The following is a 13,543-nucleotide window of genomic DNA, read 5'->3' as shown; positions in this document are numbered from 1 at the left end:
TTCCAAATTCCACCGAACCAAAGCTCAAATCACCTTGCCCGGATTCATAATCCCCGCCGGATCGAAAGCGGCCTTTATCTTCTTCATCAGCGCCAGCGCCACCGGGTTCTTGAAATGCTTGAGCTCCTCGCGCTTCAACTGGCCGATGCCATGCTCGGCGGAAATCGACCCGCCATAGCTTGCGACAATCGTATGAATACGATGGTTGAGTTCACCCCAGCGGACGAGGAAGGCCTGCTTATCGGCCCCTACCGGCTGCGAGATGTTATAATGCAGATTGCCGTCGCCCATGTGGCCGAAGCAGACGATGCGGGCGCCTGGGATCATCTCCAGAACCGCCCTGCCCGCCTCATCGATGAAAGCGGGGATGGAGGCGACCGGCACGGAGATATCGTGCTTGATCGAGCCGCCTTCCGGCTTCTGCGCCCACGACATCTCCTCGCGCATTTTCCAAAACATCTTTTCCTGCGCCACACTTTCGGCAATTGCGGCGTCCTGCACGAGGTCGGCTTCATAGGCCTCGGTCAGGATCGTCTCAAGGATGGCGCGAGCGTCGTCGGATGAGCGCGAGGAGGAAATGTCGATCAGCGCATACCATTCATGCGGGCTTTCCAGCGGATCGCGCACGCCCTCGACGTGTTTGGCGGTGAATTCGACGCCGATGCGCGGCATCAGCTCGAAACCGGTCAGCGCGGGGCCGGCATGTTCGGTGGCAAGGCCCAGGAGCTTCAACGCATCGGCTGGGGTCTTCAGACCCGCATAGGCGACGCCCTTGCCCTTCGGCTGCGGATAGAGTTTCAGCACCGCCGCGGTGATGACGCCAAGCGTGCCTTCCGCGCCGATGAAGAGGTCCTTCAGATCGTAGCCGGTGTTGTCCTTCTTGACGTAGCGCAAATCCTCAAGGATTTCACCGGTCGGCAGCACCACCTCCAGCCCAAGGCAGAGCTCGCGCATATTGCCATAGGCGAGAACCGCCGTGCCGCCGGCATTGGAGGAGAGATTGCCGCCGATCTGGCAGGAGCCTTCCGCGCCGAGCGACAACGGAAAGAGCAGACCCACCTCCGCCGCCGCGTCCTGCAGGTTTTTCAGCACGACGCCGGTCTCCACCGTCGCCAGATTGCCTGCTGTGTCGATGGAGCGGATGCGGTTCATGCGCGACAGGGACAGGATGATGGCGCGGCCGGTTTCATCCGGCTGCTGTGCCCCGACAAGGCCCGTATTGCCGCCCTGCGGCACGATGGGCGTGCCGGTTTCGGTGGCGAGTTTCAGGATTTGCGCGATTTCCTCAGTCGAGCCGGGACGCAATACCAGCGCGGCGCGCCCGTGATAGAGGTCGCGCTGTTCGATGAGATAGGGCGCGATATCGCCGGGTGTGTGCAATGCGTTCTTTTCGCCAACAATGGCGGCAAAGCGGTCGAGTACGGTCTTATCGGGACTTGCCGGCTGTATCGTCATGGCGTTTGCTTTCTCTTTCCGGTGCGGAGATCACCCCCCTCTGTCCTGCCGGACATCTCCCCCTCAAGGGGGGAGATTGGCCTTCATTAATGGCGGCTTCCATCCTGCAACGCCGGCAATTAGCGGCGGCGCTTATGACAGCCTGATCTCCCCCCTTGAGGGGGAGATGCCCGGCAGGGCAGAGGGGGGTGTTCGTATCGGGCTTTCATCTAAAACTATTCCCTCGGAGAGGCGGCGCGGGCGAGCCGGTCGTTGATCGCCTCGCCCAGCCCTTCATGCGGGATCGGCTCGACGGCGATGGTGGCGACGCCTGCCGCATCGAGCCGCTTCATATAATCGAAAAGATGCACCGCCGCCTCGCGTAGGTTTCCCGTCTCGCTCAAATTGAGCTGATAGGAGACGTTTTCCGCGTCTTGGGCCCGGATAGGCCCGAAAGCGAGCAGCGCCTCGCCGGGTTGGACTTCGCGCACGTCAAGGCGCATGGCGGCGCGTGGTGCGTAGTGCGAAGCGAGCATCCCCGGCGCCTGAATGGCGGCGCGCTGGTCGAGACGCTTGAGCGGCATACCGGTCAGCGCCTCGATCTCTTCCGCCGCCAATCCGCCGGGGCGAAGCAGGGATATGGTATCACCCTCGACCTTGACGATGGTCGATTCCAGCCCGACCGGGCATGGACCGCCATCGAGGATCAGATCCACCTTCGCGCCCAGATCATCAGCCACGGCTTCCGCCGTCGTGGCGCTGATGCGGCCGGATGTGTTGGCGCTGGGGCCGGCAAGCGGGCGATCGAGCATGGTGATCACGTCTCTCGCCACGCCTTGCGGCATGCGGAGCGCCAGTGTGGAAAGTCCCGCCGTTACCAGCGGATGCACCGGCGCGTTTTCCTTGATGGGCAGAACAAGCGTCAGCGGACCCGGCCAGAAGGCATCGATCAGGCGGCGTGACAGCGGATCGATCTCGACGTAGCGCTCGGCCATGGCGATGCTCGATACATGGCAAATCAACGGATTGAAGCGCGGACGGCCCTTGGCCTCGAAAATGCGCGCCACCGCCTCGCCATTGGTGGCATCGGCGGCAAGCCCGTAGACCGTCTCGGTGGGGATGGCGACCAACCCGCCCTCGCCCAGAACCTTGACTCCACGGGCCAGCGCCTCGCCGTCTATTTTCGAGATATCCGCCAAATCCATTCTCCTTCGGGCAAAAGGCCTACACAAGGGAATTACAAGGCGCAAGCATTGCGCGGGATCGTTAAAATTCGAGCGGTTGTCGAGACGGGATCGCAAGGTCCGGATGCTAGGGTTTCCCTGGTTTTAGACGCATGATCTTATCCAAAAAGTCTGCAACTTTTAGGGATCATGCTCTGATTATGCGGGGAGTGAATGATGTTATCTCGATTCATCGCGATTTTTGTTCTGGCGCCGGGCTTCATCGCGCCGGCTTATGCGGGTTCCATAGAGACGCCGACGGAGCCGCGACAGGTTCGTTCCATCGATTATGTCGGCTATGACGGCGTGGATACGGCGGGAAATCCGATCTGCCGGGTGTGCGAAGCGGACAAGGCGGCGGGGGCGGCACGGCGCATGGCGCTGGAGGAGCGGCGCAAGCGGGCGCGGGCTTATATGGCGCGGATGCAGGGACAGACGGCGGGGCCTGTGGATACGATGCCGGTCGGCGCGCTGACGGACGAGGCGCTGGGGGATGTAAAGCTACGGACGAGGGTGGAGTAGCCCCAAGTTAATTCAGGTCGGTGGGGCACTTCACCCCCCTCTGGCTTGCCAGCCATCTCCCCCTCAAGGGGGGAGATTAGCCTGCATCGATGAAGGTACTTATTCTGCAACGCTGGCGATTGGCACCGGCATTCATGAAAGCTTAATCTCCCCCCTTGAGGGGGAGATGGCTGGCAAGCCAGAGGGGGGTGAAGTGCCCCACCGACCTGGCCAGTCGCTCACCCGGCAATCTTCGAAAAATCCGCCACCTTACCCGTCGCCTCGCGAATACGCGCTAACAGCGCCAGGCGGTTGGCCCGGACCTTCTCATTCTCATCATTCACGAGCACTTTCTCAAAGAAAGCATCGACCGGCCCGCGCAGTTTGGCGAGCGCCAGCATGGCGCCGGAGAAATCTTCCCGTTCAATCGCCTCGCCCGCATCCTTTTCAGCCTCACCGATAGCGGCAAAAAGCGCCCTTTCCTCGTCTTCGCTGAAGAGCGCGGGATCGACGCTATCGGCCACCCGTGTGCCCTTCTTTTCCTCGGCGGCGAGGATGTTGGCGGCGCGCTTGGTGCCGGCGAGGAGGTTTTTACCGTCCTCGGTGTTGATGAAATAGATCAGCGCCTCGACCCGGCGGGCGATGAGCAGCAGATTATCGGCATCGGGCGACAGCACCGCATCGATGGCATCGTAGCGCGCGCCTTCGTCCTTGAGGTAGACCTTCAAGCGGTCGTGGAAGAATGACAGGAGGTCGGCACTCGAAGCTGATAGAGCTCGCAAACTACCAATTGGTACAAAATTTTCGCGTGTTTTATCTTGCCGCTCAATCAAAGCGAAATCGTTGTTCCACCCATAATTGAAATCAACATCGTTCATCGTCTCTGGGTTGAAATTAGAGCGAAGTGCTAGATAGTGCTCTTGGAAAGAGCCAAATAGCAAACTTGCTGCTCTTTCTGTTATCTCAGCCAAAGGCAACCGCACATCATTCTCCAGCACCAGCCGGATTACACCCAACGCCGCGCGGCGCAGCGCGAACGGGTCCTTCGAGCCGGTCGGCTTTTCGTCGATAGCCCAGAACCCTACCAGCGTGTCGAGCTTGTCTGCCAAGGCAACCGCAATCGATACGGGATCGCGCGGCACGGCATCCGATGGGCCTTGCGGCTTGTAGTGCTCTTCGATGGCGGCGGCGACGGAGGGATGTTCCCCCTGCAACAGCGCATATTTGCGGCCCATGCCGCCCTGCAATTCGGGGAATTCGCCTACCACTTCGGTTGTCAAATCCGCCTTGGCGAGCAATGCCGCGCGTTCCGCCAAGTCGGGGTCAGCGCCGACGAGCGGGGCGATTTCCTGCGCCAGCCGGCGGATGCGTTCGATGCGTTCGCCTTGTGTGCCGAGCTTGGCGTGGAAGGTGACGCCAAGCGCATCCAGCCGCGCCATGCGCTGGTCGAGCGGCTTTTTGAGATCGAGGGCGAATTTTCCCGCCGAGGCTTCAAGCTTTTCCACATCGGGCAAATCAGCCTGATCGGTCTTCCAGAAATAGAGCGCGTCGGAAAGGCGGGCGCGGACTACCTTGCCGTTGCCATGAGCGATTTCCTTGCCACCATCCTTCGCCTCGATATTTGAGATGAGGATGAAGCGGTTGGAGAGCCTGTCGGTTTCGCCCTGCTTGCGGGTGACGAAGCATTTCTGGTTGGTGCGGATGGTCAGGCGGATCACTTCGGGCGGGATGGCGAGGAATTCTTCCTCGAACGCGCCCATCAGCACCACCGGCCATTCGACAAGGCCGGAAACCTCTTCCAGCAGCCCCTCATCCTCGACCAGTTCGAGGCCGGAGGCGAATGCCAGATTGCGGGCGTCGTCCGATATCATTTCCTTGCGCCGGTCGGCGTCGAGCACGACCTTCACCTTGTCGAGCTTGGTGACGTAATCATCGAAGCGGCGCACGGTGATCGGCTTGCCATCGCTCATGAAGCGGTGGCCGTAGGTGACATTGCCGGAGCGGATGCCGTCTACCGCGAAATCGACCACCACGGGCTCTTCGGTTTCGGGGCCGAAGGTGCAGAGGATCGATTGCAGGGGGCGCACCCAGCGCAATGAGCCGGGCTTGCTTGAGGCCGCGCCCCAGCGCATCGATTTCGGCCAAGGGAAATCGCGGATCACCCTTGGCATCAGCTCGGCGATGATCTCTTCCGCCGCACGGCCCGGCTTGACGATATGGGCGACGTAGAAATCGCCCTTCTTCGGGTCGCTGTGGACATGGGCCTGCGAAACGTCGGTCAGGCCAGCCTTGCGCAGAAAGCCCTGAACGGCCTGATCCGGCGCGGTTACGGATGGCCCTTTGATATCCTCTTGCACATCCTTGGAACGGATGGTCAGGCCCCTGATATCGAGCGCCAGCCTGCGCGGCGTCCAGTATTCGCGCGCGGCCTCATAGGTCAGTCCTGCCTCGACCAACCCATCGGTAACGAGCTTCTTCAAATCGCCTGCAGCCTTGCGCTGCATGCGAGCAGGTATCTCTTCGGAGCGTAGTTCAAGAAGAAGATCAGGCATCACGCAGCCTCGTTTTTATAGTTGAAGCCGCCCGCATCGGTCTTGAGGAACGCCTCGCCGCATTGGCGGGCGAGGTTGCGCACACGCAGGATGTAGCTCTGGCGCTCGGTGACGGAGATGACGCCGCGGGCATCGAGAAGGTTGAAGGCGTGGGAGGCCTTGATGCACTGGTCATAGGCCGGGAAAACCATCTTATGGAGCGATGCATTCGCACCCGCCGCCGGCGCGCCGGCTTTCAGCAGCGCCTCGCATTCGCGCTCGGCATCCTCGAAATGCCGGAGCAGCACATCCGTATTGGCGTGTTCGAAATTGTGCCTCGAATATTCCTGCTCGGCCTGCAGGAAGACGTCGCCATAGGTGACCTTTTCGTCGCCTTCCAGCCCGTTGAAGTTCAGATCATAGACGTTATCGACGCCCTGCACATACATGGCGAGGCGTTCCAGCCCATAGGTCAGTTCGCCGGAAACCGGTGAGCATTCGATGCCGCAGACCTGTTGAAAGTAAGTGAACTGCGACACTTCCATGCCGTCGCACCAGCATTCCCAGCCGAGGCCCCAGGCTCCCAGCGTCGGGCTTTCCCAATCGTCCTCGACGAAGCGGATATCGTGGAGCAGCGGATCGAGGCCGATGGCCTTGAGCGAACCCAGATAAAGCTCCTGCAGGTTCGGCGGCGACGGCTTTATGATCACCTGATATTGATAATAATGCTGCAGCCGGTTGGGGTTTTCGCCATAGCGTCCATCCTTCGGGCGGCGCGATGGCTGGACATAGGCCGCCTTCCATGGCTTCGGCCCCAGCGAGCGCAGCGTTGTTGCCGGATGGAATGTGCCGGCGCCGACTTCCATGTCGTAGGGCTGGAGAATGATGCAGCCGTGCTGCGCCCAATAATTATGGAGCGTCAGGATCAGCCCCTGAAAGGAGCGGGTCGGATGCATGTGGTCGGGTAGCGTGGCGGACATGGGGCGCCCTCATGGGAATTCAGGATGCCACGTCGTAGTTTGTCGGGATTGCGGGGTCAAGGGTTGCGGCGGTGGCGGGCGTTGGTGCGCTTCATCCCACCCCCCTCTGCCCTGCCGGGCATCTCCCCCTCGCGGGGGGAGATTGGCTGACATGAACTATGCTGCTCATCTTTCAACGTCTGCGATTGGTACCAATCGTCATGAAGGCGTAATCTCCCCCCGCGAGGGGGAGATGGCTGGCAAGCCAGAGGGGGGTGGGATGACAAGCACCCACACCTGCGCCCTACTCCTTCACCTCCGCCTTGCGCGTAGCATCGGCGGGGAGCCCGGTTTTCAGCTTTTCCTCGATCTTCGCCAGTTCTTCCGGCTCTGGCTTCGCGGTGATCGCGTGGTGCCATTGGAAGGTCGCCTCCAGCTTGCGGCCCGCGCGCCAGTAGGCATCGCCCAGATGGTCGTTAATCGTCGCATCCTCGGGGCGCAGCTTTACCGCCTTTTCCAGCTCGGTGACCGCCTCGTTATAGCGGCCGAGGCGATAATAGGCCCAGCCCAGCGAATCGACGATATAGCCATCCTGCGGGCGCAGCTCGACCGCCTTGCGGATCATGTCGAGTGCTTCCTCAAGGTTCTTGTTCATGTCCACCCAGGAATAGCCCAGATAGTTCAGCACCTGCGGCTGGTCCGGATAGAGTTTCAGCGCCTCGCGAAAGTTCGGCTCGGCTTTGTCCCATTCCTTGAGGCGTTCATAGGCGATGCCGCGCTGATAGAAGAGGCCCCAATCGTCCTGCTCCGGCGTGCCGATCGTCTTGACCGCCGCGTCATAGGTTTCAGCCGCGTTGCGGAAATCCTTTTTCTGGGCGTAAACCGCGCCTAGCGCCAGATAGGAGCGGACGTCGGACTTGTCCTGATCGACCAGCACCTTCAAATGCTTGATCGCCTCGTCGGTCTTGTCGGTCTCGGCGAGATTGAGGCCCAGCTGCATTTCCGCGTCGCGGCGATAGACCGAGTCCTTCGGAACAAGGCTGTAATATTCAATGGCCTTTTGCGGCTGCTGCAGCTTGGCGGCGATATCGCCCAGCTGGAACAGCGTGGCATCGTCATTGGGACGTAGCGGCAAGGACATCTGGAGATAGAGCTTGGCGAAAGCCTCCGCGCCGCCGCGGTTGATCGCGGTTCCCAGCGTATAGAGCACCTCAGCCGCGCCCTGTTGCGGCGTGGCTACGAGGGGCTTCAACCTGTCACCCTTTTCCAGCTTCGCCCTGAACTCGCGCAGCGCCAACCGGCCGGAAAGCAGTTCCTGCGCCTGATCGAGCAGTTCTATCGCGCCCTGCCGATCGCCATTGCGCGCCTTGAAAGAGGCATAGGCTTCGACGATGCGCTCATAAGTATCGGGCGCAGCGCCGCCGCCGGAACGGTCGTCAAAGGCTTCCTGATAGAATTTGGCCGCGGTCTTCTTATCGCCCGCCGCATCGCTCATGAGCGCGGCGTTGTACACCTTGAACAGATTGTACCAATCCGGCCCTTCCAGCTTTTCGATCTTATCCAGCGCATCCCTGGTCTTGCCTTCGCCTGATATCGCCCAGGCGGACATCAGTCCGGACGATAGTCGGTCCATATCCGATTGGAGCGAAAGCATCAGGAGCGGACCGGCCTTGCGGTATTGCTTTTTCGCGATGGCATCGATGGCGAGCGCGACGCGGGAGAAACGCTCCACCTCCGGCACGTTCTTCAGCTCTTCCGCCAGCGGCAGCGCATCGGCGAACTTGCCGTCCGTCAGAAGCGTGATGAGCAGATCCTGCTTCATCGACTGGTTAGCCGGATCGAAAGCCAGCGCCTGGCGATAATAAGAGACGGCAGCGCTCAAATCATTATCGCTCTCGGCAATCCGGCCCGCGAGATAAGCGCCGGCGAACGAACCCGCGCGGAGGGGAACCAGCGCATCGTTGGCGCGGGCAAGCGCCTCGGACGCCGGCAGCGCCATGCTGGCGGTTGCGGCAAGAAGTAAGCCAGAGAGGGGACCGTAAATCGGGCTCAGCCGCATTCCGCTATTCCTTTTCAATCGTTCGAAATATTATCACCGACAATATTCGCAGCATGACCATTTAAACAAGGCACAAGGAAGATCAGAAGGGCTAGTTCACCCGGCTGATGCAGAAATCGATCACGTCGAGAAGCGCGTTCTTTTCCGGCGTCTGCGGCAGGGGCGCCAGCGCATCGCGGGCGATCTCGCCGAAATGGCGGGCGCGCTGCACCGTATCGCTAATGGCGCCATAACGCGTCATCAGGCCGATTGCCTTTTCAAGCGAGGCATCGTCGCTCGCCCCCTCCTCGATCGCCTTTTTCCAGAAGGCACGCTCCGCAGCTGTTCCTCTGCGATAGCTTAGAAGCAGCGGCATGGTGATCTTTCCCTCGCGGAAATCGTCACCAATATTCTTGCCCAGATCGCGGGCGCTGCCGCCATAATCGAGCGCATCATCGACGAGCTGGAAGGCAAGGCCGAGATTGAGACCGTAGGAGCGCAGCGCCACGCGATCCGCGCGAGCCGCGCCGGCGATGATCGGGCCGACTTCGGCGGCGGCGGAGAAGAGCGCCGCGGTCTTGGCCTTGATGACGGCGAGATATTCATCTTCCGTCGTTTCCATGTTCTTGGCGGCAGCAAGCTGCATCACCTCGCCCTCGGCAATGATGGAGGCGGAGGTTGCCAGCACATCCAACGCATCGAGCGAGCCGACATCGACCATCATCTTGAAGGCCTGGCCCAAAAGAAAATCGCCCACGAGAACGCTTGCCTGGTTGCCCCAGATCATGCGCGCGGTGCTTTTGCCGCGCCGCAGATCGCTTTCATCCACCACATCGTCGTGCAGGAGCGTGGCGGTATGCATGAACTCCACGCTGGTGGCGAGCTTGACATGGCCATCGCCTTTGTAGCCGCACATGCGCGCGGCTGCCAGCGTCAGCATCGGACGCAGGCGCTTGCCGCCGGACGAGATCAGATGATTCGCCACTTCCGGGATCATCTCAACATCCGATCCCGCCTTGGACAGGATCAGCTCGTTGACGCGGCCCATATCGGCTTTCGTCAGGTCGATCAGCGGCTGGATCGATCCTTCATGCTTTTTCTTCTCGTCGAGGCTGAGAACCACACCCAATGCTGCACTCCCTGGAACGGCGACCGCTCCATGCTGATTACCCGCATGACCTTATCCGAAAAGTCTGCAACTTTTCGGGATCATGCTGTTGTTTTCCGCATGACCTTATCCGAAAAGTCTGCAACTTTTCGGGATCATGCTGTTGCTTTGCGCATGACCTTATCCGAAAAGTCTGCAACTTTTCGGGATCATGCTAGTCAAATTTGCCGCCACATTATTGGAGCGGGCCTTCATGCTCAAGCCGCAAATGGTCACAATCCGTTCCGCCCACAGAACCTGATCTTGCCAACATCGGCACAAACTGCATTCTATAGATATGATCGAGATGATGCGAACCAACGACCTTGTTCTGATTTCCTTTGCCGAGGCGCTTTTGACGGAAGCGGGCATCGGCCATTTCGTCGCCGATTCGAACATGAGCATCATCGAGGGATCGCTGGGCGTCCTCCCTCGCCGGCTGATGGTGGACAAGCAGGAAGCAAGGCGCGCTCATCGAATTCTTACCGATGCCGGCCTGGAGCATGAATTGCGGCCTACCGCACGTCCAATTGGACGCGCGGGGGATACGGTATGAGCATTCTGCCAGAATCCGAAACCCTCGACGCGTTTCATCGCGGCGCGTTCCATCTCGTGCAGCCTGCGCTCAAGGGCCACCGGGCCGGTGTCGATGCCATGGTTCTGGCAAGCGCCGTGCCGGACGGTTTTTCCGGAAGACTGGCGGATCTGGGCGCCGGAGCAGGCGCGGCGGGGCTTGCAGTGGCGGCGCGCTGCCCGGCTTCAACCGTGACGCTGGTGGAGCGCTCTGCTTTCATGGCCGGTTTCGCCCGAAAGACGCTGGCTCATCCGCTCAACGCCGATATTTCGCGGCGCGTGAGCCTTGTCGAAGCCGATGTGACGCTGACGGGACGGGCGCGTGTGGCCGCCGGTCTGCCCGACAATGCCTTCGATTTCGCGATCATGAACCCGCCCTTCAATGCGGAAGGCGACCGGCAAACGCCTGATGCCGTGAAGGCGGAGGCGCATGTGATGCCGAAGGATATGTTCGAGCAATGGATCAGGACGGCGGCGGCAATGGTCAAGCCCGGCGGCGGCATAGCCATTATCGCGCGGCCAATCTCGATCGGGGAAATTCTAACCGCGCTCTCAGGGCGTTTCGGTGGCCTGACGCTTGTTCCCGTCCAACCGCGTGGCCATGAGGCGGCGATCCGCATCGTGGTGCGGGGCGCACTCGGAAGCCGCGCCAGGCTGACGCTCGCGCCCGCGCTGGTGCTGCATGGGGAAACAGGGAATGCTTTCACGGAACGCACTGAGGCCATCGGCAACGGTCTAAAAGGGCTATTATAGGGCGTGGCGGTTTCCCGTTTCACCCGATCTGTGATAGTTCCGGCCTGCGAACACTCGGATATCGCCGCCGCGTGACGATCGGGTTCGAGGTGGCGGCTGATGTCGTGAATATCATTGGCGTTTTTTATGGCGGCCAGGACTATGAAGCAGCCTTGCAGGACAATGAAGAATAGAGTGCACCCATGAACATAGCCTTGAACCGCCCGCCCTCCGTCCTGCGCCGTTTTCTGGAAAGCGAGGCTTCCGGCGGCATTGTATTGATGTTTTCCGCCGCGCTGGCGCTTCTCGTCGCCAACTCGCCCTTCGCCGAGACGTATTTTCATACGCTTCACGTCAAGATCGGGGGCTTAAGCGTTCTGCACTGGATCAATGACGCGCTGATGGTTCTCTTTTTCCTGCTCGTCGGGCTGGAAATCAAACGCGAGTTCCTCGACGGGCAATTGGCGAGCTGGTCCAACCGGATGCTGCCGGGTATTGCGGCGGCGGGCGGCGTGGCGGTTCCGGCGCTCATCTATTTCTACATGAACGCCTCCAATCCCGGGACCATTCGCGGCTGGGCTATCCCATCGGCGACCGACATCGCCTTCGCGCTTGGCGTCATCTCGCTTCTGGGATCACGCGTGCCCACGAGCCTCAAGGTTTTTCTGGCGACCCTCGCCATTCTGGATGATCTCGCGGCGGTGGCGATCATCGCGGTCTTTTATACCTCGGATATCGCCCTGCCCTATCTGGGCGCCGCCGCAGTCGCGACGCTGGTGCTCATCGCCTTCAACCGCATGGGTGTGATGAAGCTCCTGCCCTATCTGATCGTCGGGTTCATTCTCTGGTATCTCGTGCTGCGCTCCGGCGTCCACGCGACGGTCGCCGGCGTCATCCTGGCGATGACCATCCCGCTCAAGCCTGCTCCAAGCAGGCCTGACGACATGACCTCGCCGCTGCACAAGCTGGAGCACGCGCTCTCAGGCTGGGTGTCGTTCCTCATCGTGCCGATCTTCGGCTTCGCCAATGCGGGCGTATCGTTTTTCGGGCTCGATACCTCGATTTTCCGGGATACGCTGACGCTCGGCATCGCGCTTGGCCTGTTCCTGGGCAAGCAGATCGGCGTTTTCGGCGCCGCGTGGCTTTCGATCAAGCTGAGATTGACCGCCATGCCGATGAACGCAAGCTGGATGCAGCTTTACGGCGTCGCGCTGCTTTGCGGCATCGGCTTCACCATGAGCCTATTTATCGGCCTGCTTTCATTTCCATCCGAGCATTTGCAGGATGCGACGAAGATCGGCGTACTCACCGGGTCCGTGCTTTCGGCCATTTGCGGCTATCTGCTACTGCGGTTCTGCGGAAGAAAGACAACGATAGGGCAGTAGAAAGATCATTGAGCACAGGCAGAAAAGCAATATAAACATAATGCCTTATTGCCATACTGCCCTACTGCCCTTTGTTTCGGAGATCGCCCGTGGAGTTTCAACTGGAGTTGCGAATGCCAAAGTTTCTTACTCGGCTCGTACCGCGCCGTTTCCGGGGAAGCAGCGTGGAAATTCCCGTGGTGCGCCTCAATGGCACGATCATGCCGGAAAGCGGCGGCATGTTCCGCTCCGCCTCGCTGTCGCTCGCGTCCGTGGCCGCCGTGCTGGACAAGGCTTTCAGCGACAAGGCGGCCCCGGCGGTGGCGATTTCCATCAACTCGCCGGGCGGATCGCCGGTGCAGTCGCGGCTGATCTACCGGCGCATCCGCGACCTGGCGGAGGAAAAGAACAAGAAGGTTCATGTCTTCGTCGAGGATGTGGCGGCATCGGGCGGCTACATGATCGCCATCGCGGGCGATGAAATCATCGCGGATCCATCTTCCATCGTCGGTTCCATCGGCGTGGTTTCCGCCGGATTCGGCTTTGAGGAACTGATCAAGAAGATCGGCGTGGAGCGGCGCGTGTTCACGGCGGGCAGGAACAAAATGATGCTTGACCCGTTCCTTCCGGAAAAGAAGGACGACGTCGAGCATCTCAAGGCCCTGCAGATCGAGGTGCACGAAACCTTCATCGATATCGTCAAGGAGCGGCGCGGAGCAAAACTCACCGACGATCCAGACCTCTTCACCGGGCTTTTCTGGACGGGGGTAAAGGCAAAATCGCTGGGGCTTGTCGATGGGCTTGGCGACATGCGCTCGCATTTGCGTTCCATCTATGGGCCGAAGACCGAACTGAACCTGATCGAGCCGTCGCGGAGTATGTTCGGCTTGCGCGCCTCCCCCGCCGGGCTTCACAAATCCGACACATTGGCGCAAGCTGCGGCAGGTGCTACGCAGGGGCTGATTTCAGCCATCGAAGAAAAGACGCTCTGGTCGCGCTACGGGCTGTGATTACCGGCGCAAGCCAAGTTTCAGGGATTTG

At 60.5% G+C, this 13,543-nt stretch carries 11 protein-coding genes and 2 pseudogenes; 6 read left to right on the top strand and 7 right to left on the bottom strand.

The features are described 5' to 3' along the window. Positions 1 to 24 precede the first annotated feature (24 nt). Entirely contained in the window at positions 25 to 1,455 is a 1,431-nt protein-coding gene (locus tag C7477_RS01285) for an FAD-binding oxidoreductase (RefSeq protein WP_110747946.1), read from the bottom strand. Between the two features lie 215 nt (positions 1,456 to 1,670). Further along, a complete protein-coding gene (locus C7477_RS01275) occupies positions 1,671 to 2,633 on the bottom strand; it encodes an L-threonylcarbamoyladenylate synthase (protein ID WP_425373484.1) in 963 nt (320 codons plus the stop codon). A 198-nt stretch (positions 2,634 to 2,831) separates the two neighbouring features. Here C7477_RS01275 and C7477_RS18670 point away from each other — a divergent pair, with 198 nt between their 5' ends. After that, the gene (locus C7477_RS18670; protein ID WP_146226043.1) at positions 2,832 to 3,179 is read left to right on the top strand and encodes a hypothetical protein; all 348 of its coding nucleotides are present in this window, start codon (positions 2,832 to 2,834) and stop codon (positions 3,177 to 3,179) included. Positions 3,180 to 3,397: 218 nt separating this feature from the next. Here C7477_RS18670 and C7477_RS19455 read toward each other — a convergent pair whose 3' ends face one another. From C7477_RS19455 to C7477_RS01245, 5 genes and pseudogenes are all read right to left on the bottom strand, one after another. After that, positions 3,398 to 3,835 carry a DALR anticodon-binding domain-containing protein gene (locus C7477_RS19455; protein WP_425373487.1) on the bottom strand — a complete coding sequence of 146 codons (438 nt, stop codon included), beginning with the start codon at positions 3,833 to 3,835 and terminating at the stop codon, positions 3,398 to 3,400. A gap of 54 nt (positions 3,836 to 3,889) precedes the next feature. After that, positions 3,890 to 5,662 (bottom strand): annotated as a pseudogene (gene glyS, locus C7477_RS01265) (glycine--tRNA ligase subunit beta); the annotation flags it as partial. A gap of 47 nt (positions 5,663 to 5,709) precedes the next feature. Continuing rightward, positions 5,710 to 6,645 carry a glycine--tRNA ligase subunit alpha gene (locus C7477_RS01260; RefSeq protein ID WP_110748132.1) on the bottom strand — a complete coding sequence of 312 codons (936 nt, stop codon included), beginning with the start codon at positions 6,643 to 6,645 and terminating at the stop codon, positions 5,710 to 5,712. Between the two features lie 307 nt (positions 6,646 to 6,952). Further along, positions 6,953 to 8,707, bottom strand: coding sequence for a tetratricopeptide repeat protein (locus tag C7477_RS01250; protein WP_110747930.1), 1,755 nt, complete (start codon positions 8,705 to 8,707; stop codon positions 6,953 to 6,955). A 91-nt stretch (positions 8,708 to 8,798) separates the two neighbouring features. Then, positions 8,799 to 9,815 (bottom strand): polyprenyl synthetase family protein, encoded by a 1,017-nt coding sequence (locus C7477_RS01245; RefSeq protein WP_110747927.1) that lies wholly within the window; start codon positions 9,813 to 9,815, stop codon positions 8,799 to 8,801. A 316-nt stretch (positions 9,816 to 10,131) separates the two neighbouring features. Between C7477_RS01245 and C7477_RS01240 the strand changes: the two genes are divergently transcribed. The 5 genes and pseudogenes from C7477_RS01240 to C7477_RS01220 all read left to right on the top strand — a co-directional run bounded on the left by C7477_RS01240 (position 10,132) and on the right by C7477_RS01220 (position 13,512). Then, a complete protein-coding gene (locus tag C7477_RS01240) occupies positions 10,132 to 10,389 on the top strand; it encodes a putative signal transducing protein (RefSeq protein WP_110747925.1) in 258 nt (85 codons plus the stop codon). After that, entirely contained in the window at positions 10,386 to 11,159 is a 774-nt protein-coding gene (locus C7477_RS01235; RefSeq protein WP_245411681.1) for a tRNA1(Val) (adenine(37)-N6)-methyltransferase, read from the top strand. Before C7477_RS01240 ends, C7477_RS01235 begins: the two co-directional genes overlap by 4 nt. 41 nt (positions 11,160 to 11,200) lie before the next feature. Further along, positions 11,201 to 11,332 (top strand): annotated as a pseudogene (locus C7477_RS01230) (type II toxin-antitoxin system RelE/ParE family toxin); the annotation flags it as partial. A 9-nt stretch (positions 11,333 to 11,341) separates the two neighbouring features. Beyond that, positions 11,342 to 12,523, top strand: coding sequence for a Na+/H+ antiporter NhaA (nhaA, locus tag C7477_RS01225; RefSeq protein WP_110747922.1), 1,182 nt, complete (start codon positions 11,342 to 11,344; stop codon positions 12,521 to 12,523). A 113-nt stretch (positions 12,524 to 12,636) separates the two neighbouring features. Continuing rightward, positions 12,637 to 13,512 carry a S49 family peptidase gene (locus C7477_RS01220; RefSeq protein WP_110747919.1) on the top strand — a complete coding sequence of 292 codons (876 nt, stop codon included), beginning with the start codon at positions 12,637 to 12,639 and terminating at the stop codon, positions 13,510 to 13,512. The last annotated feature ends 31 nt before the right edge of the window (positions 13,513 to 13,543 follow it).

The organism is Paramesorhizobium leguminum (assembly GCF_003217235.1).
Taxonomy (GTDB): Bacteria; Pseudomonadota; Alphaproteobacteria; order Rhizobiales; family Rhizobiaceae; genus Paramesorhizobium; species Paramesorhizobium leguminum.
This window is presented reverse-complemented; position numbering and strand designations above follow the sequence as displayed.

What these genes read in the sequence shown, in the direction of transcription:
- C7477_RS18670 (WP_146226043.1), top strand. Translation starts at nt 2,832, where the DNA reads ATGATGTTATCTCGATTCATCGCGATTTTTGTTCTGGCGCCGGGCTTC.
- C7477_RS01235 (WP_245411681.1), top strand. Translation starts at nt 10,386, where the DNA reads ATGAGCATTCTGCCAGAATCCGAAACCCTCGACGCGTTTCATCGCGGC.
- C7477_RS01240 (WP_110747925.1), top strand. Translation starts at nt 10,132, where the DNA reads ATGATCGAGATGATGCGAACCAACGACCTTGTTCTGATTTCCTTTGCC.
- C7477_RS01220 (WP_110747919.1), top strand. Translation starts at nt 12,637, where the DNA reads ATGCCAAAGTTTCTTACTCGGCTCGTACCGCGCCGTTTCCGGGGAAGC.
- C7477_RS01260 (WP_110748132.1), bottom strand. Translation starts at nt 6,645, where the DNA reads ATGCATCCGACCCGCTCCTTTCAGGGGCTGATCCTGACGCTCCATAAT.
- C7477_RS01285 (WP_110747946.1), bottom strand. Translation starts at nt 1,455, where the DNA reads ATGACGATACAGCCGGCAAGTCCCGATAAGACCGTACTCGACCGCTTT.
- C7477_RS01250 (WP_110747930.1), bottom strand. Translation starts at nt 8,707, where the DNA reads ATGCGGCTGAGCCCGATTTACGGTCCCCTCTCTGGCTTACTTCTTGCC.
- nhaA (WP_110747922.1), top strand. Translation starts at nt 11,342, where the DNA reads ATGAACATAGCCTTGAACCGCCCGCCCTCCGTCCTGCGCCGTTTTCTG.